The following is a 26,621-nucleotide window of genomic DNA, read 5'->3' on the forward strand; positions in this document are numbered from 1 at the left end:
GTATTATCCCTTTACTTTTAAACAGTTCAAGAAATTTTGTTGAATTTACAACAAAATTCATTCAATATAGATTGTATGATGACTTGTTTATGAAGAAAGGGTTGAAAAAGAAATGGAATCAAAAAGAATATTAACTGAAGAGGATTTATCAATTGCCTTTGACATTAGAAAAGAAGTATTTGTAAAGGAGCAAGGTGTTCCTCTATCAGAAGAGTTTGACGAATTTGATACTTTAGATGCCCCATGCAAACACATATTAGTTTATTATAATGAGCAACCTGTTGGAACAGGACGAGTTCGTTTCGTTGATAGTTATGGGAAGTTAGAGCGAATCTGCATTTTAGAACCTTACCGTAAATACGGTTTAGGGAAAGTGATTGTGAAAGTGTTAGAAGAAATAGCAAAGGAAAACGGTGTCGATAAAGTAAAATTACATGGCCAAACCCATGCAGAAGGGTTTTATCATAAGCTAGGTTATGAAACAGCTTCTGATGTCTTTATGGAGGATGGCATTCCTCATGTCCTAATGACAAAAAAATTCTAATAAAAAAGACACCTAAATTTTTCTTTAGGTGTCTTTCGTCTTTAGCTGTCTTATATTGAGTGCTTTATAAAGGAAAATACATTTTTAAGAAGGGATTTGTTGAATAGGTATAATGAGATGGCAAATCAATCTACCTATTTCGTCATTAAATTAGCAATCATCATGTTTCTTTTTAGCAAAATGAGCACCTACAATGATTAATAGGATAAACAGTACAACGATTAACACAAATTCCTTTTTATTGCCTCTATCGTCATAAGCTCCTCCTACATTACCATAATCATTACAGTAGTCATAAGCTCCTCCTACATTACCATAATCGTTACAGTAATCATAAGCTCCTCCTACGTTATTACCACAACCCATACCATTCACCTCCTTTACCACCATATTTTATGGTTTGTTTTGAAGGTGATAGTGTACAAAAGTGGAGTTCCAAAAATTTTTTATAAATTTTTTTGTTGTGAATGGGTTGTGAACGCCACAAAGATCATTTCGTAGAATTCATTTTTTATTATTTTCATCCTAGTAAAATCGTTAGTCTCCTTACTCATATGTATAAGTTCATCTACTCCAGCAAAAACTTTTGTAAAGGAGTGATACGACTTGGAAAAGAAGGATAATTACCCTACAACGGCACCAAAAAAGAAGGAAATTACGATTGAAACGAATTCCAATTTAGAAAATGCCATTAAAAACTCGGTAAATAAGCATAAAGAGTATGAGGCTGTGAATATTTCAATCGGTGCGGACGAAATTAAACAACAAAATGAAAATTTATAATATACTTCATTAATTTTAAAAAAAATCTGGCTACTCTTACGGATTTAGTGTACTCACTTTTTCGTAAGAGTTGCACAGTTTTTTTTCATTCATCGTTATTTTACGAAACGAAGAAATCGTTTTTTCCCAATTTGTAATACTTCTCCGTTCATTAATACGCGGTCTAATTCATCTTCACTCATTTTTTCTTTATTCAATTGAACACCGTTTTGTTTCATTAGCCGCAAAAATTCACTTTTACTTTTCACAAAACCTTTTTCAATTAATTGAGGAATGATATCTTTAACGGTTTCTGCACCTATTTCGATTAGTAGTTCTGGGATATTTTCAGGTATTTCTTTTTTGCTAAAAGCTGCTTCAAAATAGGAAATGGCTTTTTCCGTTTCTTCTTCTCCCCAGTATAATTTTGTAATATTTTCGGCTAATTTTAATTTAATATCCCTAGGATTAGCACCCTTTTCTAGTAGGAGCTTTATTTTTTCAATTTCATCTGGATGTTCGTCTGTCGCTAATTCAAAGTATTTTATAATCAATTGATCAGGGACCTCCATTACCTTTTTAAACATTACTTCAGCCGGTTCGCTGACACCAATGTAATTCCCCAGACTTTTACTCATCTTTTCTACTCCGTCTAGCCCTTCAAGGAGTGGCATAAAAAGGGCAACTTGCTTTTCGAGTCCCCAATGTTTTTGCAGGGTGCGACCCATTAAAACGTTAAAGGTTTGATCGGTACCTCCTAATTCAATATCCGCTTGAATTTCAACGGAATCATACGCTTGCATTAAAGGGTAAAAAAATTCGTGAATGCCAATTGGCACTTGTCTGTTATAACGTTTTTGAAAATCATCCCGTTCTAAAATTCTCGCAACCGAAGTTGTTGCTGCTAATTGAAGAACTTCTTCAAAGGTTAACTTTGAAAGCCATTCACTATTAAAACGGACCGTTGTTTTGTTTGAATCTAGCACTTTAAAGATTTGCTCACAGTATGTTTGGGCATTAATTTGAACCTGCTCATCACTTAGAGCTACGCGTCCTTTTGCTTTGCCTGTCGGGTCACCAATTCGACCTGTAAAATCACCAATAATAATGACCACTTGGTGTCCTAAATCTTGCATTTGTTTTATTTTTCTTAAGACAACGGCATGGCCTAAATGAATATCCGGTGCAGAAGGATCCAATCCTAATTTAATCGTAAGCGGAGTCTTCGTTTGATAGGACTTTTCTAGTTTTCCTAATAACTCCTCTTTATTGACTACTTCATGAACACCTTTCATAATGATCTTCATTTGTTCTTCAGGTTTTACTAACATACGAACATCTCCTTGGAATATTATTTCTAATATTGCAAGTTCTATAAGAAACAAAGGATAAAAAAACGCCCTTTTGGATTAACCAAAAGGACGATTCATCTCGTGTTACCACCTTTAATTCATAAGCAACTCACATTGCTTATCTTCATAAGTACAGTCTTTTGACGATACTTTCGCACATGATGACGGGTGCTAAGCCGGCGTAGCCTACTAAGGAAATCCTATTCGGTACACAGCTCCAAGATGTATTCACAATCGTTCAACGTGCTCCTCTCATCAACCGGTCGCTTTCTGTCTGTTTACATGATTGCTACTAATTCTTTTCATAGCCTTTGTTCTTATACTCCGAAATGTTGAAAACAAATCTTCGTTATGCACATATTAATTGTTCTTTATTTTATCCATTCATTTCAATTTGTCAACATTAAAATTTTTTTATATAAAGAATGATATTAATTGATCTTTTTCATCATATTAATACCGGCAATTTCAAAACCAAGCTCTTCGTATAATTTCCGCGCTCCTGTATTACTACCGAAAACGTGTAATTTAAAGTAAGCAATCCCTTGCTGATGTATCCATTCCTCTACAGTTGTCATAACTTTTGTGCCAAAGCCCATTCCTCTAAATCGTTCGAAAAGATAAATTTCATAAAGAAAGGCACTTTTCTTTTCCTTCTCTACCTTTATCCAAACATACCCAATCATCTGGTCGTCGTTCAATATATGGAATAAATGATGATCAGGAGTTTCTACTCCTTTTGGAAGTAAATTATGTAGTAGTCTATATGCTTTAGATTTTGGTTGTTCGTCTACTTCCTCATGTACATTTTGCGATAATACCTCCGCATATCTCTCAACTTTATTTTCAAAGTATTTCGTAAATTCTCGCTCTGACATTCGCTTTAATAGTATCTTCATAGAACTCTCCTTTTCCGCCGAACTCTTTCTATTAATCCCCTTTGTCTCCTCTTATTAAATTACGAAATCATTTAGAATTGGTTGCATGTCGTTCATTTTAAGAACATGTTGGTTTTAAGTGAAAGAAAAGTTCTATTTCGCGTTTCCTTGTTCACTAAAATGTTTTTTATAAGTAATACTTATATAGTCATTTAATATCGGTAAATCAGGAGGACTAATATTCTGAGGAAGCTCATGATACTTAAAAAACTTTAACTCTTGAACTTCGTTTACTTCTCTTGTTATTACCCCTTCGTAATCATTGCATATATAGGCTGTTACGACATTATATACCTCATCACCATGAGGATATTTATAGTAGAAATTTTCTCCTGAGTACACATTGAATAACTTTAATTGATTTGCAATTAAGCCCGTTTCCTCAAATAACTCCCTCTTTGCTACTTGTTCTAACGTTTCGCCGATTTCTAATGAACCTCCTGCCAATCCCCAGCAGTTATTGTCATTACAAAGTTGCAATAGTATTTCTTCATTTTCATTCATTAAAATCACACAAGCCCCAACCATTATAATAGAACGGCTTCCTACTAACTTTCTTAATTCCATAATGTAGCCCATATAACCCTCCTTTTAAGGTGATATATTTCAACTGTTAATTTTGACGGATTGATTCATTACTTATTTGGAAAATATTTATATTTTTAGTTTACCATAGGTTTTATTTGTAAAGAGATGACAGTAAAATTCGTACGTAACTCTCTACAATTATAAAGATTTTTATTTTCTTTACTCCAAAATCGATGATGAAATATTACAAAAGTAAAATGGGTGGAGCGGTATAAACTGGCTTCTTTCTCTAATAGTGGCTACAAGCCCTATATTATTAGTTAATAGTATTGCAATATAAATGCCATAGACGTAAACGAATTAACACCTCCCTGTGCTTTTTGTCAGAAAAATCTATGTTAGGATTATTAAAAATTAGCAACAAGAACATGGAGGATAATTGAATGCTTAAAAAAATGATGTCAATTGTACCAGTTGCAGCACTTTCTTTAACTGTAGGTGCTACTGCACAAGCTGCAACGGTGACAGTGCAAAAGGGAGATACCCTTTGGGATTTTGCCCAAGAAAACAATACTACTGTAGAAAATATTCAATCAGTAAATCATCTTACTACTGACCTTATACATCCTGGAGACTTCCTAACGATTCCAAGACAAAATGAATATGGTGTAAGATCTGGTGATACATTATGGGACATTGCCCGGAATCATGGGGTAACGGTTTCTCAAATTAAAGAATGGAATCAATTACATAGTGATCTTATTCATCCTGGGGATATCCTAACAATCGCTCAAGAATATTTCGTTAAAAACGGTGACACATTATGGGATATTGCTCGAAGTCATGGGGTAACCGTTTCTCAAATTAAAGAATGGAACGAATTACATACGGATATTATTCATCCTGGTTTAAATCTAGTTATCTTTAAAGGTGGAGAAAGTCATCATACTACTGCACAAGTATCACAGGACAGTAAAGTTGATTCAAAAGCTCCAGTAAGTAATGCTGAAGTGAGAACAGAAAATACACCGGTGGTCACTGCTCCATCTACAAATGAGGAAGTAGTAACAGAGAGTGAGAAAGAAATGGCTCCTGCAACTAACGAGGAAGTTCCAGCTGATAGTACTACTGAGGAAACAGCTCCTGCTACAAATGAAGATGCTGTAACGGAAAGTACAACGGAAGAATCGGCTCCTGCTACAAACGAGGAAGCTCCAGCTGAAACTACAACTGAAGAGACAGCTCCTGCTACAACTGAGGAAGTCGCATCGGAAGACACTGCCGAAGAATCAACGACTGTATCAGAGGAAGCGCCAAAAGAATTTATTATGGAAGCGACAGCTTATACAGCGACATGTGAAGGATGTTCAGGTATTACTTCTACTGGAATTAATCTGATAGAAAACCCAGATGCAAAAGTGATCTCGGTTGACCCAACTGTTATTCCTCTTGGAACGAAAGTTTATGTTGAGGGCTATGGGGAAGCTATCGCTGGAGATACTGGTGGCGGTATTAAAGGTAATCGAATTGATATCTTTATTCCTGATAAACAAGATGCAATCGATTACGGGGTACAAACTGTAAAAGTAACCATTTTAGACTAGTATTTACAGACTATAATAAGATTTTCAAAGCAAAAAGGAAAAGTTACGATTCCTTTTTGCTTTATTTTGTATATGAAACAATGCGTAGAAGCTTCCCACTTTTTTCCAAAGTAAATTTTGAACGTAATATAACGATTACTTCGTTTTCGTTAAATGGTAGCTCTCTTTTATCATTTTATAAATTTCTTCATTTGGAATGGTACCATCAAGAATAATAGAGTTCCAATGGTCTTTATTCAGATGAAATGCAGGAACTACTGACTCATAAACTTGTCTCCATAATTCGAGCATCCCATGTTCACACTTTACATTCACCCAAATATGTTCTTCTTTTTCAAAAATCCACGCGAACACTTTCTTATTTTCTTTATGACGCATTAATGTCCAATTTTTATCACGAAACGGATAGTCTTCATATGTATTACCTAACTTCAAGCAATAATCAACAGCCTCTTTTCTAGTTTTCATGTTACCTCCCCAATGTTTTTATAAAAATATATTAATTATTTTCACAATAAAAGGCTATTAATCCTTTGATTAAAGCCCTTCTTTTCGATTTATATGAGTTAATATAATTAAAAAATATTTCTACGGCTTTATGTCATCTACTGACTTTAATTCCATTTCTATATTCATCTTCTCTTTTCGTTTCAAATATGCTTCTTTTGATAACGGGCCATAGTTTACTTCGTCCTTTAGATCAATAATCCAGTACTCTACATCGCTATTATGTTCCCTTTTCGCTATTACATAAGAATCATCCCAATTTACTTCGGATATAGTTGGCTCAATAACAAATTGCCCATCATCACGATAATTTATCGAATATGTACTAGGATTCGTTCTTCCAAATTCTAAATTTGAGTTGATAGGAATTACGTAATCTGTCGCTCCATTACACCCACTTAATACAACTACCAGCAATATCATAATCATCTTAGTAGTTAATTTCATACAGTTCAATTCCTTTAGGAGATATTCTCTATTTTCTCGTCTCTTTTTCGTAAAGCTTAATATGATCACCACTTACTCCGTACACTACCCCACTATGTTTCCATCCATATTGCTCATAGTAATTTTCTAAATCTGTTGATAAATAAAGTTTATGATACCCCTTTTGTGCCGCTTGTTCTAAACTATGTTGAAGTAATGTAGAGCCTATTTTTCTGCCCCTATATTCTTCCTTCACGTAAAGGCAAGCGAGCCATGGGCATAAATCCTGACGACTGTTTAAATCATTTCTTAATAATGCATAAGTTCCAATAATATTGCCATTTTCGATCGCTACATAAAACCTTGGAATATCGGAAGAAGTCGTATAAGAATGAATCATCGCGTCTTCATAAAATTTGAAGTTATGATTGTTTCCCCATTGTTTCCAAAATACATGCACTGCCTTTTCAAAAAGCTCATTTCTATCCTTCAGTTCTATAATTTCCATATTATCCTTTACTCCCCTTATTTTATATTTTATAGCAATGCTTGCTCACTTTTTCAACAGAAACCCTTTCAAATTCCTTCTCTACTAACTTCAACAAAAATAACTTCAATCCTTCTCGATTTTGCTCCTATTTGTCTCCCTTAATAGTTCCTATTTCCAACTTTTCACAATAAATCCTTCATTTAAGTATTACATGATGATAGAATTGTTGAGCAGCGTTATACTTTTAGCTTGAATTATTTTAATAGATTTTACATAATTTAAAGGATTTTTCACATAATCAAATAAATAAGAAAAGATTAGGATGAGTAGTATGTGGAGTATTTTCAAAAAGGATATTAAAAGCATTGTGACTAACTGGGTTGCAGCCATACTTATCGGAGGTTTAATGCTATTACCTTCTTTATATGCCTGGTTTAACATTAAAGCATCTTGGGATCCTTATAGTCAAACGGATCAGTTACCAGTAGCGGTTGTGAACGAAGATATAGGAGCTACGGTTCGTGATATAGAGTTGAACATCGGGGATGAAGTTGTCAAAGAACTAAAAAACAATAAAGATATGGATTGGCATTTTGTTGACCGTAAAGAAGCGATGGATAAAGTGGAATATGGAGACTATTTTGCTGTCATCGTTATTCCCGAAAATTTCTCTAAAAAATTAGGTACGGTTATTGAAGATCGCCCTGAAAAGGCGAAAGTCGAATATTATGTGAATGAAAAAATTAACGCGATAGCACCTAAAATCACTGCATCTGGTGCGGGCGGAATCGTTGATAAAATTACAAGTAACTTTATTTCAACCGTGAACGGTACGATTTTTGAAAAGTTCAATGAATTAGGACTAGAGATTGAAAAAGATCTACCCGACATTAAAAAATTTGAAGAGTATGTTTTCCAAATGGAAGAAAAACTACCTGAAATTCATACTTTATTAAATGACTCCTTAGCAGATGCGGAAAATGCAAAAGGGATGATTGATAAGGCACAAGCGCTCGTTCCCGATGCGAAACGTGTTACTGGAGAAGGCTTACAAACAATCGATGATACGACTGCGTTTTTAGACAAAGCTGAGAATCGATTAAATGAGATTGCTCCTCAAGTTCAAAAAAATCTAGAACAAGTACAGAAAATGGCAACGGAAGTAAATGATTTTATCAGTACTGTACAATCTTCCGACATTAACTTAAACCAAGGAAAAGAAATTAGTGATCAAATTAATGGGCAAATAACGAGCTCCATTGAGAATATTGAAGCAATTGAAGGTGCCCTAAACCAACTTCAAGAGCAAAACAATAACAATGAGGAAGGTTCTAATACAAATCAAGAACAAATTAATCAGGCACTTGAACAATTAGCATTGTTGAAGAGTGAACTTCAGAATATACAAGAAAGTGGACAAAGGATTACCGCATTTCTTTCAGATAAACAGCAAGAATTGGACGATCTAATCGGACAAATTCAAACGATGGCCGCTACAACGGCAAATGAAATTGATGCCTTCGTAAAACTATATAATGAAGAGATCGAGCCAACTGTTAAACAAGAAGTAGCCAATGCGAAGAAAACATTAAATGATGCTCGAGGAATCTTAAGTGAAATCCAAAAGACGATTCCAGAAGTAGAAAAAATTCTTGCGAACACAGAGGGTAACTTAGGTGAAGGCGAGGAAACGCTTAAAAAGATTTTAGGCGAATACCCTTATGTGAACGATAAAATAAACCAATTAGCTGATCGAATTCGAGAAATACAAGGTGAAACAGATATCAATGAAATCATTGAGTTACTGCAAAATGATCCAGAAGCTGAAAAAGGATTTTTTGAAGAACCTGTTCTACTTAACAAAAACAGCTTATTCCCAATTCCAAACTACGGTACAGGGATGACTCCTTTTTATACTGTACTTGCTATATGGGTAGGTGCTCTGTTATTAATTTCCCTGTTAGCTACAGGTGTCCATAACTCGATTGATTACACTGAAAAACAAATTTACTTCGGTAAACTTTTCACCTTTATGAGTATTGGCTTTGTTCAAGCTTTAATCGTGACATCCGGAGATATGTTTATTTTAGGTGTGGATATTGCTGAACCTGTATGGTTTATCTTATTTGGACTAATCATCAGTTTAGTATTTATATCCATTGTTTATACATTAGTTTCAGTGTTTGGGGATGTCGGAAAGGCAATGGCCATTGTCTTTCTTGTATTACAAATTGCTGGTTCTGGGGGAACGTATCCAGTCGCATTACTCCCTGAATTCTTCCAAACAATCCACCCGTTCTTACCATTCTCTTATGCGGTCGATTTAATGAGAGAAGCGGTAGGCGGTATTGTTTGGGAAAGAGTTTATAGAGACCTGATGTTTTTAGTTCTATTCGGTATCATTGCATTGTTAATTGGAACGTTCCTTAAAGGTCCATTAAGTAAGAAAACAAATGCTCTGATGAAAAAATCGAAAGAGTCCGGATTATTCCATTAATATAACAAAAAGTGTCCATCTAATGGACACTTTTTTTATTGAAAAAAGAGCCTGACGTTTAACCGATAAACTCCTTCAATAACTGATTAAACTTTACCCTCTCTTCCCAGAAAGGACCATGGCCGCTAAATTGAAACGGAACTAAATAGGAATTACTTATTTTTTCATTTAGTTCTAAAGCTTGGGCATAAGGAATTACTTTGTCATGAACACCATGCACGATTAAAGTTGGAGTAAGTATTTTTGGAAGGTCATCATAAAGCTTACTATCTCTTAATGTCATAATGATGGCTGCTGTAGACCACCCTGCTGCTTGTAATCCTAAATGGAAAAACCAATCAGAGAATGGTTTTGTAACATACTGAAAGAAAAAGGTGTCGCTCACATCACGAATCATCTTAGGACGGTCATTTAAAGCTTGATCTAGTAATTGATGGGCTGTTTCTTGTGTAAAACCGACTGGGACTGCAGCGTCTACAAGAACAAGTTTGGATACGCCAAACCCTTTATACCTAGACATGTAACGAATGGAAATTGCTCCTCCTGTAGAGTGACCAACTAGTGTAAAATTATTTAATTGAAGTTTTTCCACTACAGCAAAAATATCATCTGCCAATCGGTTATAATGGTAGCCTTCCATTGGTCTATCAGATTTTCCAAATCCCCTCCAGTCAATACCGATACACCGGTAACCCATTGCAGGAAGAACATCAAACTGATATTCAAACTGGTCATGGCTTAATGGCCATCCGTGTAAAAATACGATTGTCTTACTGCCCTTCGGATTTAAATCTTCCACATATAAATTTACGCCTGGTTCAACACAAACGTAGTATCCCATACCGTTCCCCCTCATTAGTAAAAACACATTAATCATAAAATATTCACTCTAGCCCATATAGGTGAATACCTATGAATAAGGGAATAAGGTTCTAAGAGCTTCGTAAAATATAACAAAAGGAGAACGTTTACCCTCGTGGATAACACTCTCCTTTTGTTAAGAAACTGTATTTTTTAAGTAAACAGATTTTGTCTTCTATATCTACCATGTACTATTCATTCCCTTTACAATTTTATGTATTAACCTAGCTTGCACTTTAATTCTTCATAGAAAAGACTACTATTTCATAAAATCTAATAGCTATTGGTTCTCCAATAGCTTCTTTTCGGAAAATGTTAAGTCATTTGAGATTGACAATGATTAGATTTTACTAGTTTAAGGAGGCATTATCGCAATGAATGAAACCCAAGCAAATCGCATTCGTTTATTGGATATTTTTAGAGGAATTGCGATTTTGGGAACGTTAGGCGTAAATATTTGGATTTTCGCTCATTTAGGGGATATAAACTATATCTTTACTTTCCAAAACAATGAATGGTGGAGTTCCTTTGATACGTTTTTACGTACATTAACCTTAGCACTATTTAACGGGAAGTTTCTCGGGCTATTAGCCATCTTGTTTGGGGTTGGATTACAGTTAAAGTATCAGCAGTCTCTTCGTAAGGGGAATCCATGGCCTGGCGTTTATTTATGGATTTGTTTCATTTTGCTTATCGAAGGATTTTTAAATTTTACCTTCGTCATGGAATATGACATTTTAATGAGTTACGCAGTGACAGCGATTATCGTCTCTTTCATTGTAAAATTAGGAGATCGGGCTATCAAATGGGCAACGATTACTTTTGGAAGTTTAAATTTCATTCTCTATTTGGCTGTAACTATACTCATTTTCACGCTGAATCGCCAGGGTGGCGAGGTATCATTAGATTTAAATGTAACACAACTCTATCAATACAGTAGTTGGTGGGAACAAGTGGTTTATCGGTTAACGAATTTTTGGACGTTAAGGATTGAAATGATTTTAAGCTTTTGTTCCAATATCTTTTTGTTTTTAATCGGGGTAATGTTAATGCGTAAAGGTGCCTTTTCCCCTAGTGAAGAAGGGAAAAAAATTCGTAAAACCATGCTTAAATACGGATTGTTGATTGGGATTCCGTTAAACTTTTTAATTTTTGTACCAGGTGGAGTTTTTGACCTAATCATTCGTTATGTATTTTCTCCGATACTTTCCATTGGATATATCGGTTTATTCGCATGGCTTGTAGAAAAACGAGGAGACTTTCGGTTATGGAAATGGATTGAAAACACCGGGAAAATATCGCTTAGCTGTTACTTATTCCAAAACATTTTATGTACTGCCCTTTTCTATGGTTGGGGAGCTAACTTAGGTGGAAAAATGAATTCTTTAGGTATCCTTTTCACTTTACTAATCATAAGTATAGTCCAAGTCTTTCTGGCAACACTTTGGTTGCGTTATGCAAAGTTAGGGCCTATGGAAACAGCACGTAAAGCGGTTTTAAGACTAATTACAAACGAGCGATGATAATTCGATAGGATGAAAGAGTAAAAGCCAAATTTCTCAATTAGAGAAGCTTGGCTTTTTATGTCTTACTTATTATGCATTTTTTTAAAAGAATATTAAAAGTAAAGTCCCCACGATGAAACAATAATATGAAAAATAAACTAATTTTCCATTTTTCATAATTCCCATAAACCATCGCATGGCAAAATAGGTCATTAAAACTGTTGCAATAAACGCTGATAAATATGGGATTGCTAGATCTGCTTTATTCGGTTCATTTAAAAAGTCAGAAAAACCGAGTATGACACCACCAAGACTAACGGGAATATATAACATAAAGGCAAAGCGAAGAGCAGTATCTTGTTTCATTCCAACTGCCATTGCTGAAATGATCGTTGCACCTGAACGACTAATTCCTGGTGTTAATGCGATAGCTTGACCTAAACCAACAATGAATGCATCCTTAAATGATATATCTCGCTCACCTTTCGTTCCTCTTACATTCCGAATGAACCATAAGGCAATTCCTGTTACGAAAAGCATGAATGCAATCGTTGTCATACTGACATTTTCTGCAATATAGTCATTCAACAATACCCCAAGAACCCCAGCTGGAATCGTACCGATTATGATATAACAAACAAAGCGAAAATCACTTTTATAGCGATGATTTTTCGTTTTCAAATATTTTATCGAATTGCTTATCAGTCTAATAATATCTTTTCTATAAATATATAGAATCGCCAAAAGTGAGGCAGTGTTTGTAAGAATAGCAAAAGTAAATCCTTGTTCACCCAGGCCTAAAATTTCACTAGCAATCATTACATGTCCACTGGATGATACAGGAATAGGTTCTGTAAAACCTTGTACTAATCCGATAATGATCATCTTAATGGTATAGATTATTTCTGATTCTCCCATGATATCCCCCTTTTTATAACTAATCTATTTTTATAGAAACGAAATAGCATGGGGATTGTTTCCTATTTATAATCAATCCTTTTTTCTTAAACAAAATGGCCCAATAAAAAGAACATTATCCTGCTATAGATTAATATCCCAAATAGTGAAAGAAAAAAATATAAAATACTAAAAATAATTTAAAGCAATGACTAATCGAATCGTCCTCATTTTACTAGTAGATTTCCAGTTTCGAATTATATCGAAAATAAAACTAATATATAATAGTGCCATTCCTATATCACTTAACACTAAGTTATCAAAAAAAGTAATACCAATGAAAAAAAGCAATAGACCTGCAACAGCACATAGTTCAAACATTATCTTTATAGGCTGTTTCTTTTGTTTATCGGTTAAGTTTTTTAAGAATTTTACTACACCTAATGAGAGTCACTATAATAAAAAAACTGGAGAAAGTTATTTGCATGACTAACTCAAAAATAAATATCACACCTTTCATAAGGTAAGATGCTATGTAATGAAATCAATCTCCACTATATAAATAGTATTCGTATTTCGGTAAGTCTATTTTATGGTTTATAAACTGTTGAAAAAAATCTTTATTTTCAGGATTTATCGTAAAGGAGCCAATCACTGGATGTTCGTCTGATAGATGGAGAGCTTTTTGAAGTTCGGTTAATGATACATTTTGCAATCTTTCCTCTCCTACTATTTTTTCATCCCCTATAACTGACCATTCAATATATCGATTAACCCTTTCTTCAACAAGATAATAAGGAGATGGGTAGTCTTCTACAAAAAGTTTATTGTTCAAGGCAAATTTAATTGCATTGTTACATGGTTGGTTCGAACCGATATACATATAATAATCCCAGCCGAAATGAACAAAGAATTGATCCATTGAAACAAAGTGACAATGAATATAATTCCGTAATATCATTTTACAAACGGTAGGTATATCTTTTTCATGTATAACGGCATCCTCAACTATCGGTAAATGAAATGCTTCTTCATAAAGAGGAGATGATTTATCAGGGAGAATTTCATGATGTATTTGTAATTGAATTACCCTTAAAGATGTTAGTTTGTTTTCTTTTAAAAACTCCATTACAGCATGAACATATGCCTTTTCTACTTCCATGTATTCATTTAGAGTTAATTCCTTTCCATTAAATGTTTGGCCTATGTCAGAAGAACTTATCCACTCCTCTTTCATATATGCTCCGTCCTGCTCTCTAAATGCAGGTTATATTTTGTAATACGCCATTGGTATTTCATATTCACTTTTAGACCACCTTATTTATAGCGATTCTTTAATAATTTCTTACTCCTTCGTTTATTAATTCAACAAAAAAGAGCATTAATCCTTTAGGATCAATGCTCCATTACCAATCGGGTCCGTCATTACTATCAGCCACTTTAATACTAAACGAATCCGCATCAAAATTATTTTTTTCGATTAACTCATTGAATATGGATTTGATTGTTTCTTGATCCGTTTCTGTTACTTCCTTATTCGAAACGATATATTTTACTTGAATATCTTCACTTGAAAATACCGCAAGCATCGTACTAAATTCATATCCTTTTTCTACTAAACGATTACTTACTTGTTCTAAAAAGCCATCCTCTTCTTGTAGTAAATTTTGAATCTCTTCTGCTTCTTTTTGTTTCTTGTCGTTTTCAGCTAGTAATTTAGGGCTTGTCTCAGAAACTTCCGACGTTTCTCCTTTTGATAAAGAGTTATTCGTAAAGAGAAAGACTATAAACGATAACAAGACAAAGGTTCCAAGGAAAACGATTTTACCCTTTTTCAATATCATACACTCCTTTTTAATCAAGTATATGATGGTAAAAAAGGGTTAAACACTATTTTCTTAAATAGATAGATAAGGAGATAGTTATCATTTCTTTTCAAAATAGGTTAAGGATAATTGTTCATTGACTATAACTTCTTTCACAATTTCAAAGCCGTTCTTTTTATAGAAACGAATAGCCGGTATGTTTTTAGAACCTGTTGCGACTTTCATTGTTTTCCTTTTTAAATGACTTTCTAAATAATTTAAAAGGATTTGCGCAATTCCTTTTCGAAAATGGTTAGGATGAACGATTAATCGATGAATATCCACTTCACCCTCCTCAACCTTTAAGGAGATGGCGCCACAAAGCTCCTCATTTAAGTAATACCCATAGAAAGTTTCCCCGCACTGTTGTAACTTTTCCACTGTATCTTTTAACGGTGGAATGTCGTCATAACCGATTATTTCAGCCTCAACTTGATAAGCTGGTATTTGGATGTTTAATACGTCTTCTGCATTTCTTCTAGTCGTAATATCAATTTTTTTGATCAAGGATATCCCTCATTCAGTGTTTTCTTTTATTAAATTGGATAAGTTACTTATTTCAACATGAAAGTGGTTAAATCCTTCCTATTCTTTCTCTGCTCCACCAATTGAGGGTAGGATTAATTATCTGTTATAATTTTCTTGTAAAGTCATATAAAATCTGATATTCGTCGAGATGAGTGATAGTGAAATGAATAATCAAAATACACCTGATTCTAATATTAAAAAACTAGATGAGTCTGAGCTAGTTCTAGCGGTTCGATCATTTTTATCTACTTTAGATGTAAATGGAGAAACACGTTTGCCACAAAGAGCATATTTAGCAATTCGACACGCAATCCGGCACCTACAATTATTACCCGGACAAACGGTGTTAGAGAGGGAAATGGCAGAATTACTCGACATGAGCAGGACACCTGTACGTGAATCGCTTGTTCGTTTAGAAACAGAAGGATGGGTACGTCTCATACCACGTCGTGGATTTATTGTTGCCCCCCTCGTTGCAGATGATCTTCAACAAATTTATGAGGTAGTAGAAGCTTTAGATGGTGTAGCAGGTAGACTTGCTACAGGTCGTACTAGTCAAGAAGAAATAACTCAACTTGAACATCTCATCGAGAAACAAGAAAAGGCATTAGAACTAAATGACCTATTTGCATGGACAGAACTGGATGATCAGTTTCATAATTACATTGTTGATTTATCTCAAAATCCACGCCTTAGATCAATTGTTGATAGCCAGTCTGATCAACTGTATCGAGCACGATTATATACAATTAAATTCCGACCAAAGCCTATACGCTCAGTAACTGAACATAAAGCGATTTTAGCTGCCATGCGAGCAGGAGATTCTGAAGCAGTAAGAACTTTGTTACAGTCCCATCGTTATAGAGCGCGAAACGAAATTTTGGAGACTCTTCACTCTATGCCATTATCACCCTTTCAGGATGAAACAAAAAAATAAATAAAATTCATTAGCGATTTTAAAACTTCTTATAAAAATATTTAAAGGCTGTTGAGATTTCTAAGAAATCATCGACAGCCTTTTTTTGTAATTATGCTTGTAAACAAATTTGAGTATTACCCAGTTTTAACTTCACCGTTCCATACTGAAATTACTTAATAAACCTTACTTGCTCACTTATTAACTTATATTGTTCTTCTTTCTTCTTATTAAACTCCACTTTATTTTCCTCGAAAATGTTATTACCTTCTGCATCAATGGAAACAATTAGAGGACCAAATTCTTTCACTTCACAAACCCATAGAGATTCTGGCATGCCTAGGTCTTTCCAATGTACTTCTTTAATTTCTTCAACTTTCGTTGCTGCATAAACCGCATTCCCTGCTGGAAATACAAGGTGTAAAGCTTTATGCTTTTTACAACCTTCTTCCGTATTTTTTCCCATTCCGCCTTTCCCAACAACAAGCTTCACGCCTGTTTCTTCGATAAATTCTTTTTCGAATTTTTCCATTCTCATACTTGTTGTTGGACCAATTGAGACAATCTCATATTTTTCATTACCAAGATCTCTAACAATAGGTCCCGCGTGAAAGATTGCTTTCCCTTTAAGGTCGACAGGTAATGGAATTTTTTCCTCAATCAGTCTTCTATGGGCGACATCCCTACAAGTAACTAATGTCCCAGTCAGATAAATAATATCACCAATTTTTATATCCTTAAGATCTTCATCTTTAATAGGTGTTGATAGTACCTTTTTACTCATAACGTTACCCCCTTGTGTGTACTAATCTCATAATTTAAATTACTATCAAAAGTAATTTTTCCCCTTCTATGAGACCAGCAACCAGTATTTACTGCGACGCCTATTGTAGAAGGATGTCTTGCTGTATTAACAACATTTACACCCATTACAGACTTAGATCCTTTTAATCCTTGAGGTCCTAGCCCAATAGCATTGATTCCATCCTCTAAAAGTTTTTCCATTTTTGCAGCATTTTCGTTTTCGTTTACACTTCCAACAGGTCTCATAAGAGCTAGTTTCGAATTTAAAGCAGCTGTTTCAACCGAAGTTCCAACTCCCACACCTACAAGTAAAGGAGGACAGGCATTTAATCCATAACTTGTCATACGATCTAAAACAAATTTCACAACACCTTCATATCCCTCACCTGGCATTAAAACGGTTGCAACGCCAGGAAGAGTACATCCCCCACCAGCCATATAAGTATAAATTTCTACCTTATCGCTATTTTCTTCTATCTCCCAAAAGATACTAGGTGTACCATTCCCAATATTCTTTCCTGTGTTAAATTCATCGAATGTCTCTACAGAATTATGACGTAAAGGAGTCTCTTTAGTTGATTTAAAGGTACTTTCTCTAAGTATGGTATCTAACTGTCCAATTAACGGGAAGTTTTGTCCACATTTAACAAAGAACTGGAGAACTCCTGTGTCTTGACAAGATGGTCTCTTTAACTCAGAAGCTAGTTTCTGATTTTCGAACATTGTTTTGTAGATAATTTTTGCAAGGCGATTATCTTCCTCTTCACTTAACTCCCTTAATTTATTTTCCACATCGTCAGGAAGTTTATAACTAACAATCGAAATAAATTTTGACATCAACTCAATCATTCTTTCTTTTTGTTGGGTCTTTTCCTGAATAACGTTCATAATACCTCTCCTTTTTTATCATTAATTTTTAGTGAAAACGAATTAAATTTGTCATACCCTAGCTAGGATTTACTTTAAGAAAGAAATCGTTTTCAAAAGAAAAAATCAGTACTATTATCTTGTCGATTTCCCCCCAGCTAAGAAGATAGTTAAAACTTTTACCCGTATAGATCTCCCTAACCTCATAAAACCATAATACAATTTCTTATGACTAATTATTAAATAACGTATACATTAAAGTCAATAGGCTTAAAGAATTTTATTAATAAATTAATACACACACGATGTTACAAACGTCACATAATATTGATTTTACAAATATCAAAGCAACAATACTGATGATGGTTATAAAAAAATGAATAAAGATAATGGAATATTCTAAATATTTTATTGACATTAATGTATTCATTAAAATACAATTTAACCATCGGTATTCTACTGATTTATTTCTAATTTCCATTAATTTAAGAAAAAAGGAGTGATATATTGGATGCGCTTTCAAAATAAAAAGCAGGAAAGGAAAATGTTGAACACATTCGAGTAACACTACCCATCGATACAATATGTAATTGAATAATCCGTAAAACATTTTTGTATGCGCTTCCACTTATATTTTCCCTCTATCTCCATCTCCGGATAAACGGTAGATTAGAAGTTTTGGTAAGTGTAATTCTTGGTTTTTCGTGTTCACAACAAATAAATAATAAAATTTATAAATTCAATTCTTAAATACAGGATTAATTATTTGGATAAATTGATTTCATATTTTTGGGAGGTGGTTGTATGTTAACATTCCTAGCATTATCGATGATTATTGTATTTATTGTTCTTTTATCAAAAAATAAATTGTCTGTCTTCGCAGCATTAACAATTGTTCCCTTCGTTTTTGGAGCAATTGCAACCTTCGTAACAGGAGCTTCTTTTTTAGATCTCTTCGAATGGATTAAGGAAGGAATTTTGTTTAGTGTTAACGAAGAAACTGGAAAGGTTTCTATGGGAGTTATTTCCCCTGCTATCGTCATTCTATTTGCAGTGTTGTATTTCGGAATAATGCTTAATGTCGGGTTATTTGATCCTTTGTGCGAATTTTTTATTAAAAGAGCAAAAGGAGATCCATTGAAAGTTACAATGGCAACCGTATTAACTTCGACTGTAGTTACTTTAAACGGAGATACAACTACAACGATTATTATTTGTGTTGCTGCTTTCCTTCATCTATATAAGCAAATGAAGATTAAGCTTATTTATTTAGCAGTCATTATTGTTACTCCCATTGGAATCTTTAATCAGTTACCATGGGGAGGACCAACAATTGCTGCAGCTACAGCAATGGATGTAAGTATTAGTGAGTTATTTGCAGATTTGCTGCCAGGAATGCTAGTTGCTGAAGTATTTGCAATTTTTATGGCTTATTTTATCGGAATGAAAGAAAGAAAACGTTTAAACTTTGACCCTAAAACGGCTAAAGATATTTCACCAAAACAAATGGAGACCATGTTAGACGCTATTCGGCTAAAAGATCCTGAATTAAAAAGACCTAAACTATTTGTTTTTAACTTGATTTTAACACTTGCTATTTTAGTTATGCTTGTTATGGATATTGCCCATGGTGGTGTTCTATTCGGTATAGGAGCTGCAGTTGCTCTAACAGTAAACTATAAATCTGCAAGCCTTATTAACGAAAGACTTGATGATTTAGCTGCAGATGCATTAGCTCCAGCTTTAGCAACTTTAGCTGCGGGAGTTTTCTCTGGCATTTTAACAGGTAGTGGAATGTCAACTGCTTTAGCAACATCTATTACAGCTATCATCCCTGAATCATTAGGTGCAAATATGGCTCCAATCTACGCATTAATAGCAGCACCTGCTATTACCTTTTTACCTCAAGATGCTTTTTACTTTGGAATTGCTGGGGTTATGTCTGATGTAATGGCGCAATATGGAATATCAGCTAGTGAAGCAGCAGTAGCTTCTATGGTGGGTCAAGCATTCCGTTTAATTTCACCCGTTATTCCAGCATTATATATGTTAGTAGATTCAACTGAGACAAATTTTGTAGATTTCCAAATAAAATATGTTATTTATGCATGGCCAATTATTCTTATATACTTAGCAGTTTATACAATAACTGGAGCGTTACCGATTTAAAAAATAATCTATGAGAATAATAGAAATACCCTTCTTTTTTACTTGTCTAAAACATTCACTAATCAAGCCTTGCCAGGTATTGGCAAGGTTTCTTCATATTCAATATATTTATTGTTATCACTACAATAAAAAGGAGCATTAATCTCTTTTAGATCAATGCCCCTAAATCGAAAATTTAATTAATTAAACTTGAATCGGCAAATAAATTTCTACTTCTTCTCCTCCATTTATTAATGGATGATAGGTCTCAATAATATCGGATGTTAAATCTCTTTGATAACCTTGCTCATTGGCCCATTCCAGCAAATGTTGATGGAGAGTGTTAAGATTTTGGATATTTCCCCTTGTTGATACATAGTCTTGTTCTCTTTCAATATATTCCATTCCTACGGGAACTTCCTTTATAGATTCATTCACAATTAGACCTGCATAATAATAACCTTCCAAATGGTCTGCATCTCTTTTTGGTTCAAATATACCTATCTCAATATCAGCAGAGTTCGTAATTTCATTTTTACGTACTAATAATTGCTGAGCAAGTTTTGGAACCTCTTTCCCATAATCATTGAAAGCTCCAAAACCTTTTAAACCTACAGCTCTAAAAACCTTTCTCTCCTTCTTATAGCCCACTCAAATCCCCCCTAAATGTACTTTTTAATTCTATTTCTCTTTCACTTATCTAAACCCTTCATCTACACGAACTAAATTCATCCTTCAACTTTTTCCCATGATATGTTGAAGGCGACTTTCCATAAAATAGCTAGACCAACTATGGCAATTACCAAATAGAAATAGATTCCTAAATGAATTAGAGTGCTTAAATAATGTAGTCCTGCAAACAACGCTACAATAATCATTAATCCGAGTAAAAATGACTGTTTTGATTATAGTAATCAAAAGACTCCGAAAAAGGTATTGTTTTCGGTAAAATCAAAAACAAAGTAGTGTAAGGGACTCGTGCCCTTACATTTCAAAAAACTTATGCCTTTCCACTTTACAAACTCTAAGAGAAAAATTTTTGTACCATTCTGCTTTTCCTCTTTCTTGTGCTACTTGATGGGCTGCATGTTCCTTCCAGTTTTTGATGGCATCTAAAGAATCCCAATAAGAAACGGTAATTCCCAACTCTTCATCCCGCGCACTTTCGATACCTAAAAATCCTTGCTGCTGTGAAGCTAACTCCACCATCTTATCAGCCATCTTTCCGTAGCCTCTATCACCATTCGTTCGCTGTGAGGCAAAAATGACTGCGTAATACGGTGGCTCAGGTGTTTTGGCAATTCCACTCATCTTTTTCCCCCTCCTAAAGTGATGACCTCTAAGTCCTATACTTTATGTAATGCACTTGTTCCTATATAACGTTCAACAAAAAGACGTCAACCCTTTGGATTAACGCCCTATTTTAAAATATTACTTTACCCTTTCGATTAATTCTTCTATAGAACTACCACTTACGAGTTCATATTCATAACCATTTACATTTATCATTCCATCTTCATCAATTAAAATGTTAAAAGAGTTCATCGGGTTTTCAGCGTTAGTAAAGTTCACGCCATAGGTTTGGCGGTTGAGATCCAATTCTTTAAAAATCGTTCTCTTCATTTCCCACTCACTAAAAGCACTTTGTATTTCATTAAACTGTACATCGACTTGATTTACAATAACCTCACTTGTCGTTGACGTATCATTATTTGCCCAAATGACAACGCTATCCACCGCTTCTGCAAATTCATCTGGGTTTGAAATAAATGTATCGACAAAATTTTTCGTTCGATATTCTGAAAAACCTAAGACTAAAAGGACGCATAAACTAACGCCTACTAGTGTCAATATAACCTTTTTCATTCCCACTCCCCCTTAGCTTAAATTGGAGAACCTTTGTATAATTTATATACGAATGAATACATCAAAATGTTTCAAATTAACCATTAATATCCATTGTATTGAAACATAAAAAATCCCTACTTTTTGAAAAAGTAGAGATTCTTTTTACATATACAAAAGGAATATTTAGATAGCTAGCCCATATAAACACTATCACATGTTCCAGCGGCAGGTTCATAATAGCAATGGTTTTTAAATTGGCCAGCGAAAGGTTGATCGTACCATGTTGGAGGACATGGAGCGTATGGATTAAAATACCAAAGGGCGTACTTCCCTGGGTGGTCTCTCCAATAATCCAAAACCTGTCTTGCTAATCTTTGTTCATTTGGCCTTGCTCTTTCATAAAACAAGTTCCCTTTCTGAACCGCTTCAAAGGAATAATTTCCTCCTTGCACTTGGTAAATAACATCTTCAATTGATCGTAAATCTCTAAAATCTAAGCAATTCGCTACAAGTCGGTTCACAATAACATTTCCAACATACAACATTCCTTGGTTTCCTTCACCCTCGGCTTCTGCCCTCATCATCCTTGCTACTAAATCGACATCCGCATCTCGATACTTTACTCTTGGCATTTTTTCACCCCAAATATATGGTATGAAGAATATTGTCCAATAATGTCATTATTTATAAATTTATCATGTTTTCCAGCTAATAAAGTGCATTCTTTAAGAATCCAAAATCCTTAATTTATGTTCAGTAACTATCCGATTTGATGGAGAAGGATAAATAGCGTTGAAGTAGAATATTAGTTTAATGAAACGATTACCTAAAAATCAATAAAAAGAAAGGAGTGTTTAAAATGAATAATATTTTTGAACAAATACATATGGAAGAAATATTAGAACGAATCGAACATTTAAGCGTAAGTTCTCAACCAATATGGGGGAAAATGGATGTAGCCCAAATGCTTGCTCATTGCTCTTTGTTTCAAGACATTCCAATGGGAAAATCTTTCCCCCCAAGAGGTTGGTTAGGAATTTTTGTCGGAAAATTTGCGAGGCCTGTTTTTTTTAACGACAAGCCATTGGCAAAAAATATGTCTACTATCCCAACTATTTTAATAACAGATAAAAAAGATTTTGAATTGGAAAAAGAAAACTTAAAACAAAAAATTATTTCATTCCAACAGGCAGGACCTGAAAATTGTTCAAGTCACCCCCACCCTTTTTTCGGAAAGCTTACTTCCGAACAATGGGGCAAAGGAATTTACAAGCACCTTGACCACCATTTAAAACAGTTTGGCGTTTAATGGAACTATTAGATATTCAATGAGTTTATTAGACTCATTTCTAATTTTCTGATTTGAAGTGATGATACACTTCACCAATTAAACCTTCCAATTGATGAACGCCTAAATCGGTGTTTGTCATGATAACCAACCCAGAACCTAAATAAGGATACGCAACCATCATACATTGAAAGCCTACTCCCCAACCAAAGGAGGAAATTTCTAATTCCTTATTAGAACCTTCTAAAAACACGCCTAAACCAGCCCATGCCTTTCCTCTTTGGGGCTTGATCATTTCTTTGGCAATACTTGCAGAAATACCAATCCTACTTTCCCCTTTTAAAGCATTCATTAATTCCACGACTAATTTAGCTAGATCTAAAGAGGTTGTCCATAAGCCGGCAGCGGCGGGATAAGGATAGATTGGATATTTTCCTTCTACCACTCCCCCGCTTTTATGACCACATGAAAAATTCTCTTTATCGGTACTTAGCGATGTAGAGAACGTGCTGCTCCCCATGTTTAATGGCTTCCAAATGAACTCTTCCATTACTTGCTGAAACGATTTATCCGTCACATCTTCTATTAATTGTTGGATCACACAATAACCTGCATCCGAATAGTGAAATTCACTCTCTGGTTCATATGTCACTTGAATTGGTTTTGGACAATAAGGCGTTTTCCCTTCTAATAGCTCAACCATTGATGGGATTCCGACATTTGCATTTAGCTCAGGAAAACTATTTTCCGGGTCCATTATACCGGATTGATGGCTTAATAAGTTTCGTAAAGTTACCTTTTTACCCTTTGTAAATTCATTAGTAGGCACTTTCCACGACACAAGTTTTTCGTTGACATCCTCATCTAAATGGAGAACGCCTTCCTCTGTTAACTTCAACACTAGCATCGCAGTTAAAAACTTACTAATGGAACAAGCACTAAAAATAGAATCGCTGTTTACATAATGATCGGTTCCTGCTTCTAGTAAACCGTAGTTTTCAACTTTACGAATTTGACCATTATAAATTAGGGCATAACTGATACCTGATACATTATAGTGTTCCATCCGCTCTTTAACATTTAGTGGCATAATCCATTCCCCCTTTGCGATTTAACATCATTTTACCACAAAACAGAACGTATGTTCTATAAATTTACAAAAATTATAAAGAAAACGCATTCATTTTAATAGTAGAAAGATTAGAAGAATGGAAGATTGACTCTCCCCTTAAGGGAGAGATTAAAATAACATCTTGTAGTGTAAAATCATTGAAGGAGAGGATACACGTGTTAAAACAAAATATGACTCTATCGATATTACTTCTTAATTTATTCATCGCCTTTTTAGGTATAGGACTCGTTATTCCTGTTACTCCTACTATTATGAATGAATTAAATTTATCCGGCTCAATTGTTGGTTACATGGTTTCAGCTTTTGCTGTAGCACAATTGGTCGTTTCACCTATTGCCGGCATTTGGGTCGACAAATTCGGTCGAAAAAGAATCGTTGTAATCGGTTTATTTATCTTTGGTATTTCAGAACTATTATTCGGAATCGGAAATAATTTAACGGTTCTTTTCATTTCCCGTATACTTGGTGGCGTCAGTGCTGCCTTTATAATGCCAGCTGTTACTGCTTTTATTGCTGATACAACTACAGTCGATACACGACCAAAAGCACTTGGTTATATGTCAGCGGCCATTTCCACTGGGTTTATCATCGGCCCTGGGATCGGCGGTTTTTTAGCAGAAATCGGAACTCGAATTCCCTTTTTCTTTGCGGCTGCATTAGGAATTATAGCAGCGATATTATCCATCATTACGTTGAAGGAACCAGAACGAAATAATGAGTATGCAGATGTTCCAAAAGAAAAGGTTGGATGGAAGCGAATCTTTTTACCAGCCTATTTAATTTCCTTTATCATTATCTTAATTTCGGCACTCGGCTTATCTTCTTTTGAATCTTTATTTGCCCTATTTGTCGATCATAAGTTTGGATTTACTCCAAAAGATATCGCGATTGCCATTACAGGCGGAGCTATTGTAGGTGCCATTGTTCAAATTGCCTTATTCGATCGATTGACAAAATGGCTTGGCGAAATTCGATTAATTCGTTATAGTTTAATATTTTCAGCAGCAATCGTTTTACTATTAACGTTCGTTCATAATTATTTTGTTATTTTATTGACGACAATCCTTGTTTTTATAGGTTTTGATTTAATGCGACCTGCCGTGACTACGTATCTTTCAAAAATTGCTGGTGATGAACAAGGGTTTGTCGGTGGTATGAACTCGATGTTTACGAGTATTGGAAATGTGATTGGACCTGTTATCGGTGGTATACTATTTGATGTGGATTTAAATTATCCATTCTACTTCGCAACGATCACGTTAGCTATTGGTATCGGATTAACGCTTACTTGGAAACAGTATTCCATACCTAGAACTGTCGCTTCGAAATAAAATGAAATTGGGGTGGATTTCATATGGAAGAAGATAAAGAAAAACTTTATTCCATAGGTGAAGTTTCAAAATTAATGAATATATCCATTAAAGCACTTCGCTATTATGATAAGATTGGGTTATTTAAACCTGCTTATGTGGATCCAAATTCCAATTATCGTTATTATAGTGACTTTCAATTATATCGTTTAGATTTAATCAAATCTTTAAGTTAAATTGGAACACAATTAAATCAAATTAAAAAAGTTGAAGAATTAAATAATGATGATTATATTTCCTTCCTCATTCATCAAGAGCAAGTTGTAAAAGAAAAAATTGACTATCTGTATGAAATACAACAAATCATCTCCTCTGTCAGACGTGATATACAGAGGCAAGAAGCTCCCTTTGGTGAAGTCGTGTTATTAGAAAAGGAAGAAATAAAAATTATTCAAAAAAGAGTTCAAGGTTTAGGTCCACAAAATACGTTCAATTCATCGTTTAGCAGCTTTCGAAAATATGGACCTTCAACAGAAGGTTTTCGTAAGAAAGGTTATGGCTCCATTTTCCCTATTGGGGAATACAAAAGCATCGATGATATAAACTACCATTATTTGTTTACGCCTTTACTTTCAAATAAGAAAATGATGCCCCTTGAAAGGGATACAGAACTCGCTATTTTACCTAAGGGAAAATACTTAAGTATTATTTGCCATTCCACTACTTTTGATGATTATTTTCAATCGTTACAAAAGCTCATTCAATTTATTCATAAAAACGAAGTGAAAATCATGAGTGATATATACGAATTCTTTTCTATTAATTATCAAAGTGACGAGCACAAATATATTAATGAGTTCAGAGTGTTAATTGAAGAATAGACAAAGAGGCTGGGACAAAACCCACCTCTGAAATGAAAAGCCGGTGAAATTTTACGATAAGTAAAATTTCACCGGCTTTGATTATTTTAAATAAAAAATAAGGACCACTTCTGATAAAATTAA

General features: G+C 34.4%; 29 protein-coding genes, 1 pseudogene and 1 other annotated feature. Of the genes and pseudogenes, 11 read left to right on the forward strand and 19 right to left on the reverse strand.

The features are described from left to right. Window positions 1-112: 112 nt before the first annotated feature. Window positions 113-544 (forward strand): GNAT family N-acetyltransferase, encoded by a 432-nt coding sequence (locus EC501_RS02750; protein ID WP_122970754.1) that lies wholly within the window; start codon window positions 113-115, stop codon window positions 542-544. 150 nt (window positions 545-694) lie between these two features. Here the strand turns inward: EC501_RS02750 and EC501_RS18775 are convergent. Next, window positions 695-781: pseudogene (locus EC501_RS18775) on the reverse strand (YjcZ family sporulation protein); the annotation flags it as partial. A gap of 369 nt (window positions 782-1,150) precedes the next feature. On the opposite strand from EC501_RS18775, the gene EC501_RS18480 reads away from it, so the two are divergent. Beyond that, entirely contained in the window at window positions 1,151-1,327 is a 177-nt protein-coding gene (locus tag EC501_RS18480; protein WP_174232636.1) for a hypothetical protein, read from the forward strand. Window positions 1,328-1,422: 95 nt separating this feature from the next. Here EC501_RS18480 and tyrS read toward each other — a convergent pair whose 3' ends face one another. From tyrS to EC501_RS02770, 3 genes are all read right to left on the reverse strand, one after another. Beyond that, window positions 1,423-2,637, reverse strand: coding sequence for a tyrosine--tRNA ligase (gene tyrS / locus EC501_RS02760; protein ID WP_122970756.1), 1,215 nt, complete (start codon window positions 2,635-2,637; stop codon window positions 1,423-1,425). Window positions 2,638-2,720: 83 nt separating this feature from the next. Continuing rightward, window positions 2,721-2,973: a binding site (T-box leader), on the reverse strand. 116 nt (window positions 2,974-3,089) lie between these two features. Then, entirely contained in the window at window positions 3,090-3,557 is a 468-nt protein-coding gene (locus EC501_RS02765) for a GNAT family N-acetyltransferase (RefSeq protein ID WP_122970757.1), read from the reverse strand. Between the two features lie 132 nt (window positions 3,558-3,689). Beyond that, window positions 3,690-4,175, reverse strand: coding sequence for an NUDIX hydrolase (locus EC501_RS02770; protein WP_122970758.1), 486 nt, complete (start codon window positions 4,173-4,175; stop codon window positions 3,690-3,692). A 392-nt stretch (window positions 4,176-4,567) separates the two neighbouring features. Between EC501_RS02770 and EC501_RS02775 the strand changes: the two genes are divergently transcribed. Further along, window positions 4,568-5,728: a LysM peptidoglycan-binding and 3D domain-containing protein gene (locus EC501_RS02775; RefSeq protein ID WP_122970759.1), complete on the forward strand. Its 1,161-nt coding sequence runs from the start codon at window positions 4,568-4,570 to the stop codon at window positions 5,726-5,728. A 135-nt stretch (window positions 5,729-5,863) separates the two neighbouring features. Here the strand turns inward: EC501_RS02775 and EC501_RS02780 are convergent, their stop codons facing one another. The 3 genes from EC501_RS02780 to EC501_RS02790 all read right to left on the reverse strand — a co-directional run bounded on the left by EC501_RS02780 (window position 5,864) and on the right by EC501_RS02790 (window position 7,169). Further along, window positions 5,864-6,196, reverse strand: coding sequence for an MmcQ/YjbR family DNA-binding protein (locus tag EC501_RS02780; RefSeq protein ID WP_122970760.1), 333 nt, complete (start codon window positions 6,194-6,196; stop codon window positions 5,864-5,866). Window positions 6,197-6,316: 120 nt separating this feature from the next. Further along, window positions 6,317-6,682 carry a DUF3997 domain-containing protein gene (locus tag EC501_RS02785; protein ID WP_122970761.1) on the reverse strand — a complete coding sequence of 122 codons (366 nt, stop codon included), beginning with the start codon at window positions 6,680-6,682 and terminating at the stop codon, window positions 6,317-6,319. A gap of 28 nt (window positions 6,683-6,710) precedes the next feature. Further along, entirely contained in the window at window positions 6,711-7,169 is a 459-nt protein-coding gene (locus EC501_RS02790) for a GNAT family N-acetyltransferase (RefSeq protein ID WP_122970762.1), read from the reverse strand. Window positions 7,170-7,482: 313 nt separating this feature from the next. Between EC501_RS02790 and EC501_RS02795 the strand changes: the two genes are divergently transcribed. Then, entirely contained in the window at window positions 7,483-9,648 is a 2,166-nt protein-coding gene (locus EC501_RS02795) for a YhgE/Pip domain-containing protein (RefSeq protein ID WP_122970763.1), read from the forward strand. A 58-nt stretch (window positions 9,649-9,706) separates the two neighbouring features. On the opposite strand, the gene EC501_RS02800 is transcribed toward EC501_RS02795, so the two are convergent. Further along, window positions 9,707-10,489 (reverse strand): alpha/beta fold hydrolase, encoded by a 783-nt coding sequence (locus EC501_RS02800; RefSeq protein WP_122970764.1) that lies wholly within the window; start codon window positions 10,487-10,489, stop codon window positions 9,707-9,709. 394 nt (window positions 10,490-10,883) lie between these two features. Between EC501_RS02800 and EC501_RS02805 the strand changes: the two genes are divergently transcribed. Next, a complete protein-coding gene (locus EC501_RS02805) occupies window positions 10,884-12,032 on the forward strand; it encodes a DUF418 domain-containing protein (protein WP_122970765.1) in 1,149 nt (382 codons plus the stop codon). An 84-nt stretch (window positions 12,033-12,116) separates the two neighbouring features. On the opposite strand, the gene EC501_RS02810 is transcribed toward EC501_RS02805, so the two are convergent. The 4 genes from EC501_RS02810 to EC501_RS02825 all read right to left on the reverse strand — a co-directional run bounded on the left by EC501_RS02810 (window position 12,117) and on the right by EC501_RS02825 (window position 15,283). Beyond that, window positions 12,117-12,932, reverse strand: a complete 816-nt coding sequence (locus EC501_RS02810) for an undecaprenyl-diphosphate phosphatase (RefSeq protein WP_122970766.1) — start codon at window positions 12,930-12,932, stop codon at window positions 12,117-12,119. A gap of 523 nt (window positions 12,933-13,455) precedes the next feature. Further along, the gene (locus EC501_RS02815) at window positions 13,456-14,148 is read right to left on the reverse strand and encodes a DUF7683 domain-containing protein (protein ID WP_122970767.1); all 693 of its coding nucleotides are present in this window, start codon (window positions 14,146-14,148) and stop codon (window positions 13,456-13,458) included. A 169-nt stretch (window positions 14,149-14,317) separates the two neighbouring features. Next, window positions 14,318-14,749, reverse strand: a complete 432-nt coding sequence (locus tag EC501_RS02820) for a hypothetical protein (RefSeq protein WP_122970768.1) — start codon at window positions 14,747-14,749, stop codon at window positions 14,318-14,320. Between the two features lie 87 nt (window positions 14,750-14,836). Next, window positions 14,837-15,283: a GNAT family N-acetyltransferase gene (locus EC501_RS02825; RefSeq protein WP_122970769.1), complete on the reverse strand. Its 447-nt coding sequence runs from the start codon at window positions 15,281-15,283 to the stop codon at window positions 14,837-14,839. A 184-nt stretch (window positions 15,284-15,467) separates the two neighbouring features. Between EC501_RS02825 and EC501_RS02830 the strand changes: the two genes are divergently transcribed. Continuing rightward, the gene (locus EC501_RS02830) at window positions 15,468-16,241 is read left to right on the forward strand and encodes a GntR family transcriptional regulator (protein WP_122970770.1); all 774 of its coding nucleotides are present in this window, start codon (window positions 15,468-15,470) and stop codon (window positions 16,239-16,241) included. 151 nt (window positions 16,242-16,392) lie between these two features. On the opposite strand, the gene ttdB is transcribed toward EC501_RS02830, so the two are convergent. After that, window positions 16,393-17,004, reverse strand: coding sequence for a L(+)-tartrate dehydratase subunit beta (gene ttdB / locus EC501_RS02835; RefSeq protein WP_122970771.1), 612 nt, complete (start codon window positions 17,002-17,004; stop codon window positions 16,393-16,395). Beyond that, window positions 17,001-17,912: a L(+)-tartrate dehydratase subunit alpha gene (gene ttdA / locus EC501_RS02840; protein ID WP_122970772.1), complete on the reverse strand. Its 912-nt coding sequence runs from the start codon at window positions 17,910-17,912 to the stop codon at window positions 17,001-17,003. The genes ttdB and ttdA overlap by 4 nt, the downstream gene beginning before the upstream one ends. A 783-nt stretch (window positions 17,913-18,695) precedes the next feature. On the opposite strand from ttdA, the gene EC501_RS02845 reads away from it, so the two are divergent. Beyond that, a complete protein-coding gene (locus EC501_RS02845; RefSeq protein WP_122970773.1) occupies window positions 18,696-20,060 on the forward strand; it encodes a citrate:proton symporter in 1,365 nt (454 codons plus the stop codon). Between the two features lie 183 nt (window positions 20,061-20,243). Here the strand turns inward: EC501_RS02845 and EC501_RS02850 are convergent, their stop codons facing one another. The 4 genes from EC501_RS02850 to EC501_RS02865 all read right to left on the reverse strand — a co-directional run bounded on the left by EC501_RS02850 (window position 20,244) and on the right by EC501_RS02865 (window position 22,519). Next, window positions 20,244-20,690 carry a GyrI-like domain-containing protein gene (locus EC501_RS02850; protein WP_122970774.1) on the reverse strand — a complete coding sequence of 149 codons (447 nt, stop codon included), beginning with the start codon at window positions 20,688-20,690 and terminating at the stop codon, window positions 20,244-20,246. Window positions 20,691-21,023: 333 nt separating this feature from the next. After that, entirely contained in the window at window positions 21,024-21,350 is a 327-nt protein-coding gene (locus tag EC501_RS02855; protein ID WP_122970775.1) for an antibiotic biosynthesis monooxygenase family protein, read from the reverse strand. Window positions 21,351-21,470: 120 nt separating this feature from the next. After that, the gene (locus EC501_RS02860) at window positions 21,471-21,905 is read right to left on the reverse strand and encodes a hypothetical protein (protein WP_122970776.1); all 435 of its coding nucleotides are present in this window, start codon (window positions 21,903-21,905) and stop codon (window positions 21,471-21,473) included. A gap of 173 nt (window positions 21,906-22,078) precedes the next feature. Beyond that, window positions 22,079-22,519: a cell wall hydrolase gene (locus EC501_RS02865; RefSeq protein WP_122970777.1), complete on the reverse strand. Its 441-nt coding sequence runs from the start codon at window positions 22,517-22,519 to the stop codon at window positions 22,079-22,081. A gap of 227 nt (window positions 22,520-22,746) precedes the next feature. On the opposite strand from EC501_RS02865, the gene EC501_RS02870 reads away from it, so the two are divergent. Next, window positions 22,747-23,196, forward strand: coding sequence for a DUF1569 domain-containing protein (locus EC501_RS02870; protein ID WP_122970778.1), 450 nt, complete (start codon window positions 22,747-22,749; stop codon window positions 23,194-23,196). A gap of 40 nt (window positions 23,197-23,236) precedes the next feature. On the opposite strand, the gene EC501_RS02875 is transcribed toward EC501_RS02870, so the two are convergent. After that, window positions 23,237-24,265 (reverse strand): serine hydrolase domain-containing protein, encoded by a 1,029-nt coding sequence (locus EC501_RS02875; RefSeq protein ID WP_122970779.1) that lies wholly within the window; start codon window positions 24,263-24,265, stop codon window positions 23,237-23,239. A 191-nt stretch (window positions 24,266-24,456) separates the two neighbouring features. Here EC501_RS02875 and norA point away from each other — a divergent pair, with 191 nt between their 5' ends. The 3 genes from norA to EC501_RS02890 all read left to right on the forward strand — a co-directional run bounded on the left by norA (window position 24,457) and on the right by EC501_RS02890 (window position 26,498). Continuing rightward, entirely contained in the window at window positions 24,457-25,638 is a 1,182-nt protein-coding gene (gene norA / locus EC501_RS02880; RefSeq protein ID WP_338322882.1) for a multidrug efflux MFS transporter NorA, read from the forward strand. Window positions 25,639-25,661: 23 nt separating this feature from the next. After that, window positions 25,662-25,853 (forward strand): MerR family DNA-binding transcriptional regulator, encoded by a 192-nt coding sequence (locus tag EC501_RS02885; protein ID WP_122970781.1) that lies wholly within the window; start codon window positions 25,662-25,664, stop codon window positions 25,851-25,853. A gap of 183 nt (window positions 25,854-26,036) precedes the next feature. Next, complete coding sequence (locus tag EC501_RS02890; RefSeq protein ID WP_122970782.1) at window positions 26,037-26,498, forward strand: hypothetical protein; 462 nt, start codon at window positions 26,037-26,039, stop codon at window positions 26,496-26,498. Window positions 26,499-26,621 lie beyond the last annotated feature (123 nt).

Source organism: Lysinibacillus halotolerans, from assembly GCF_003711845.1.
Classification (GTDB): Bacteria; Bacillota; Bacilli; order Bacillales_A; family Planococcaceae; genus Ureibacillus; species Ureibacillus halotolerans.

Bases quoted from the DNA above. Each gene is read 5' to 3' on its own strand.
- EC501_RS02750 (WP_122970754.1), top strand. From the start codon at position 113: ATGGAATCAAAAAGAATATTAACTGAAGAGGATTTATCAATTGCCTTT.
- tyrS (WP_122970756.1), bottom strand. From the start codon at position 2,637: ATGTTAGTAAAACCTGAAGAACAAATGAAGATCATTATGAAAGGTGTT.
- EC501_RS02765 (WP_122970757.1), bottom strand. From the start codon at position 3,557: ATGAAGATACTATTAAAGCGAATGTCAGAGCGAGAATTTACGAAATAC.
- EC501_RS02770 (WP_122970758.1), bottom strand. From the start codon at position 4,175: ATGGGCTACATTATGGAATTAAGAAAGTTAGTAGGAAGCCGTTCTATT.
- EC501_RS02775 (WP_122970759.1), top strand. From the start codon at position 4,568: ATGCTTAAAAAAATGATGTCAATTGTACCAGTTGCAGCACTTTCTTTA.
- EC501_RS02780 (WP_122970760.1), bottom strand. From the start codon at position 6,196: ATGAAAACTAGAAAAGAGGCTGTTGATTATTGCTTGAAGTTAGGTAAT.
- EC501_RS02785 (WP_122970761.1), bottom strand. From the start codon at position 6,682: ATGAAATTAACTACTAAGATGATTATGATATTGCTGGTAGTTGTATTA.
- EC501_RS02790 (WP_122970762.1), bottom strand. From the start codon at position 7,169: ATGGAAATTATAGAACTGAAGGATAGAAATGAGCTTTTTGAAAAGGCA.
- EC501_RS02795 (WP_122970763.1), top strand. From the start codon at position 7,483: ATGTGGAGTATTTTCAAAAAGGATATTAAAAGCATTGTGACTAACTGG.
- EC501_RS02800 (WP_122970764.1), bottom strand. From the start codon at position 10,489: ATGGGATACTACGTTTGTGTTGAACCAGGCGTAAATTTATATGTGGAA.
- EC501_RS02805 (WP_122970765.1), top strand. From the start codon at position 10,884: ATGAATGAAACCCAAGCAAATCGCATTCGTTTATTGGATATTTTTAGA.
- EC501_RS02810 (WP_122970766.1), bottom strand. From the start codon at position 12,932: ATGGGAGAATCAGAAATAATCTATACCATTAAGATGATCATTATCGGA.
- EC501_RS02815 (WP_122970767.1), bottom strand. From the start codon at position 14,148: ATGAAAGAGGAGTGGATAAGTTCTTCTGACATAGGCCAAACATTTAAT.
- EC501_RS02830 (WP_122970770.1), top strand. From the start codon at position 15,468: ATGAATAATCAAAATACACCTGATTCTAATATTAAAAAACTAGATGAG.
- ttdB (WP_122970771.1), bottom strand. From the start codon at position 17,004: ATGAGTAAAAAGGTACTATCAACACCTATTAAAGATGAAGATCTTAAG.
- ttdA (WP_122970772.1), bottom strand. From the start codon at position 17,912: ATGAACGTTATTCAGGAAAAGACCCAACAAAAAGAAAGAATGATTGAG.
- EC501_RS02845 (WP_122970773.1), top strand. From the start codon at position 18,696: ATGTTAACATTCCTAGCATTATCGATGATTATTGTATTTATTGTTCTT.
- EC501_RS02855 (WP_122970775.1), bottom strand. From the start codon at position 21,350: ATGAGTGGAATTGCCAAAACACCTGAGCCACCGTATTACGCAGTCATT.
- EC501_RS02860 (WP_122970776.1), bottom strand. From the start codon at position 21,905: ATGAAAAAGGTTATATTGACACTAGTAGGCGTTAGTTTATGCGTCCTT.
- EC501_RS02865 (WP_122970777.1), bottom strand. From the start codon at position 22,519: ATGCCAAGAGTAAAGTATCGAGATGCGGATGTCGATTTAGTAGCAAGG.
- EC501_RS02870 (WP_122970778.1), top strand. From the start codon at position 22,747: ATGAATAATATTTTTGAACAAATACATATGGAAGAAATATTAGAACGA.
- EC501_RS02875 (WP_122970779.1), bottom strand. From the start codon at position 24,265: ATGCCACTAAATGTTAAAGAGCGGATGGAACACTATAATGTATCAGGT.
- EC501_RS02885 (WP_122970781.1), top strand. From the start codon at position 25,662: ATGGAAGAAGATAAAGAAAAACTTTATTCCATAGGTGAAGTTTCAAAA.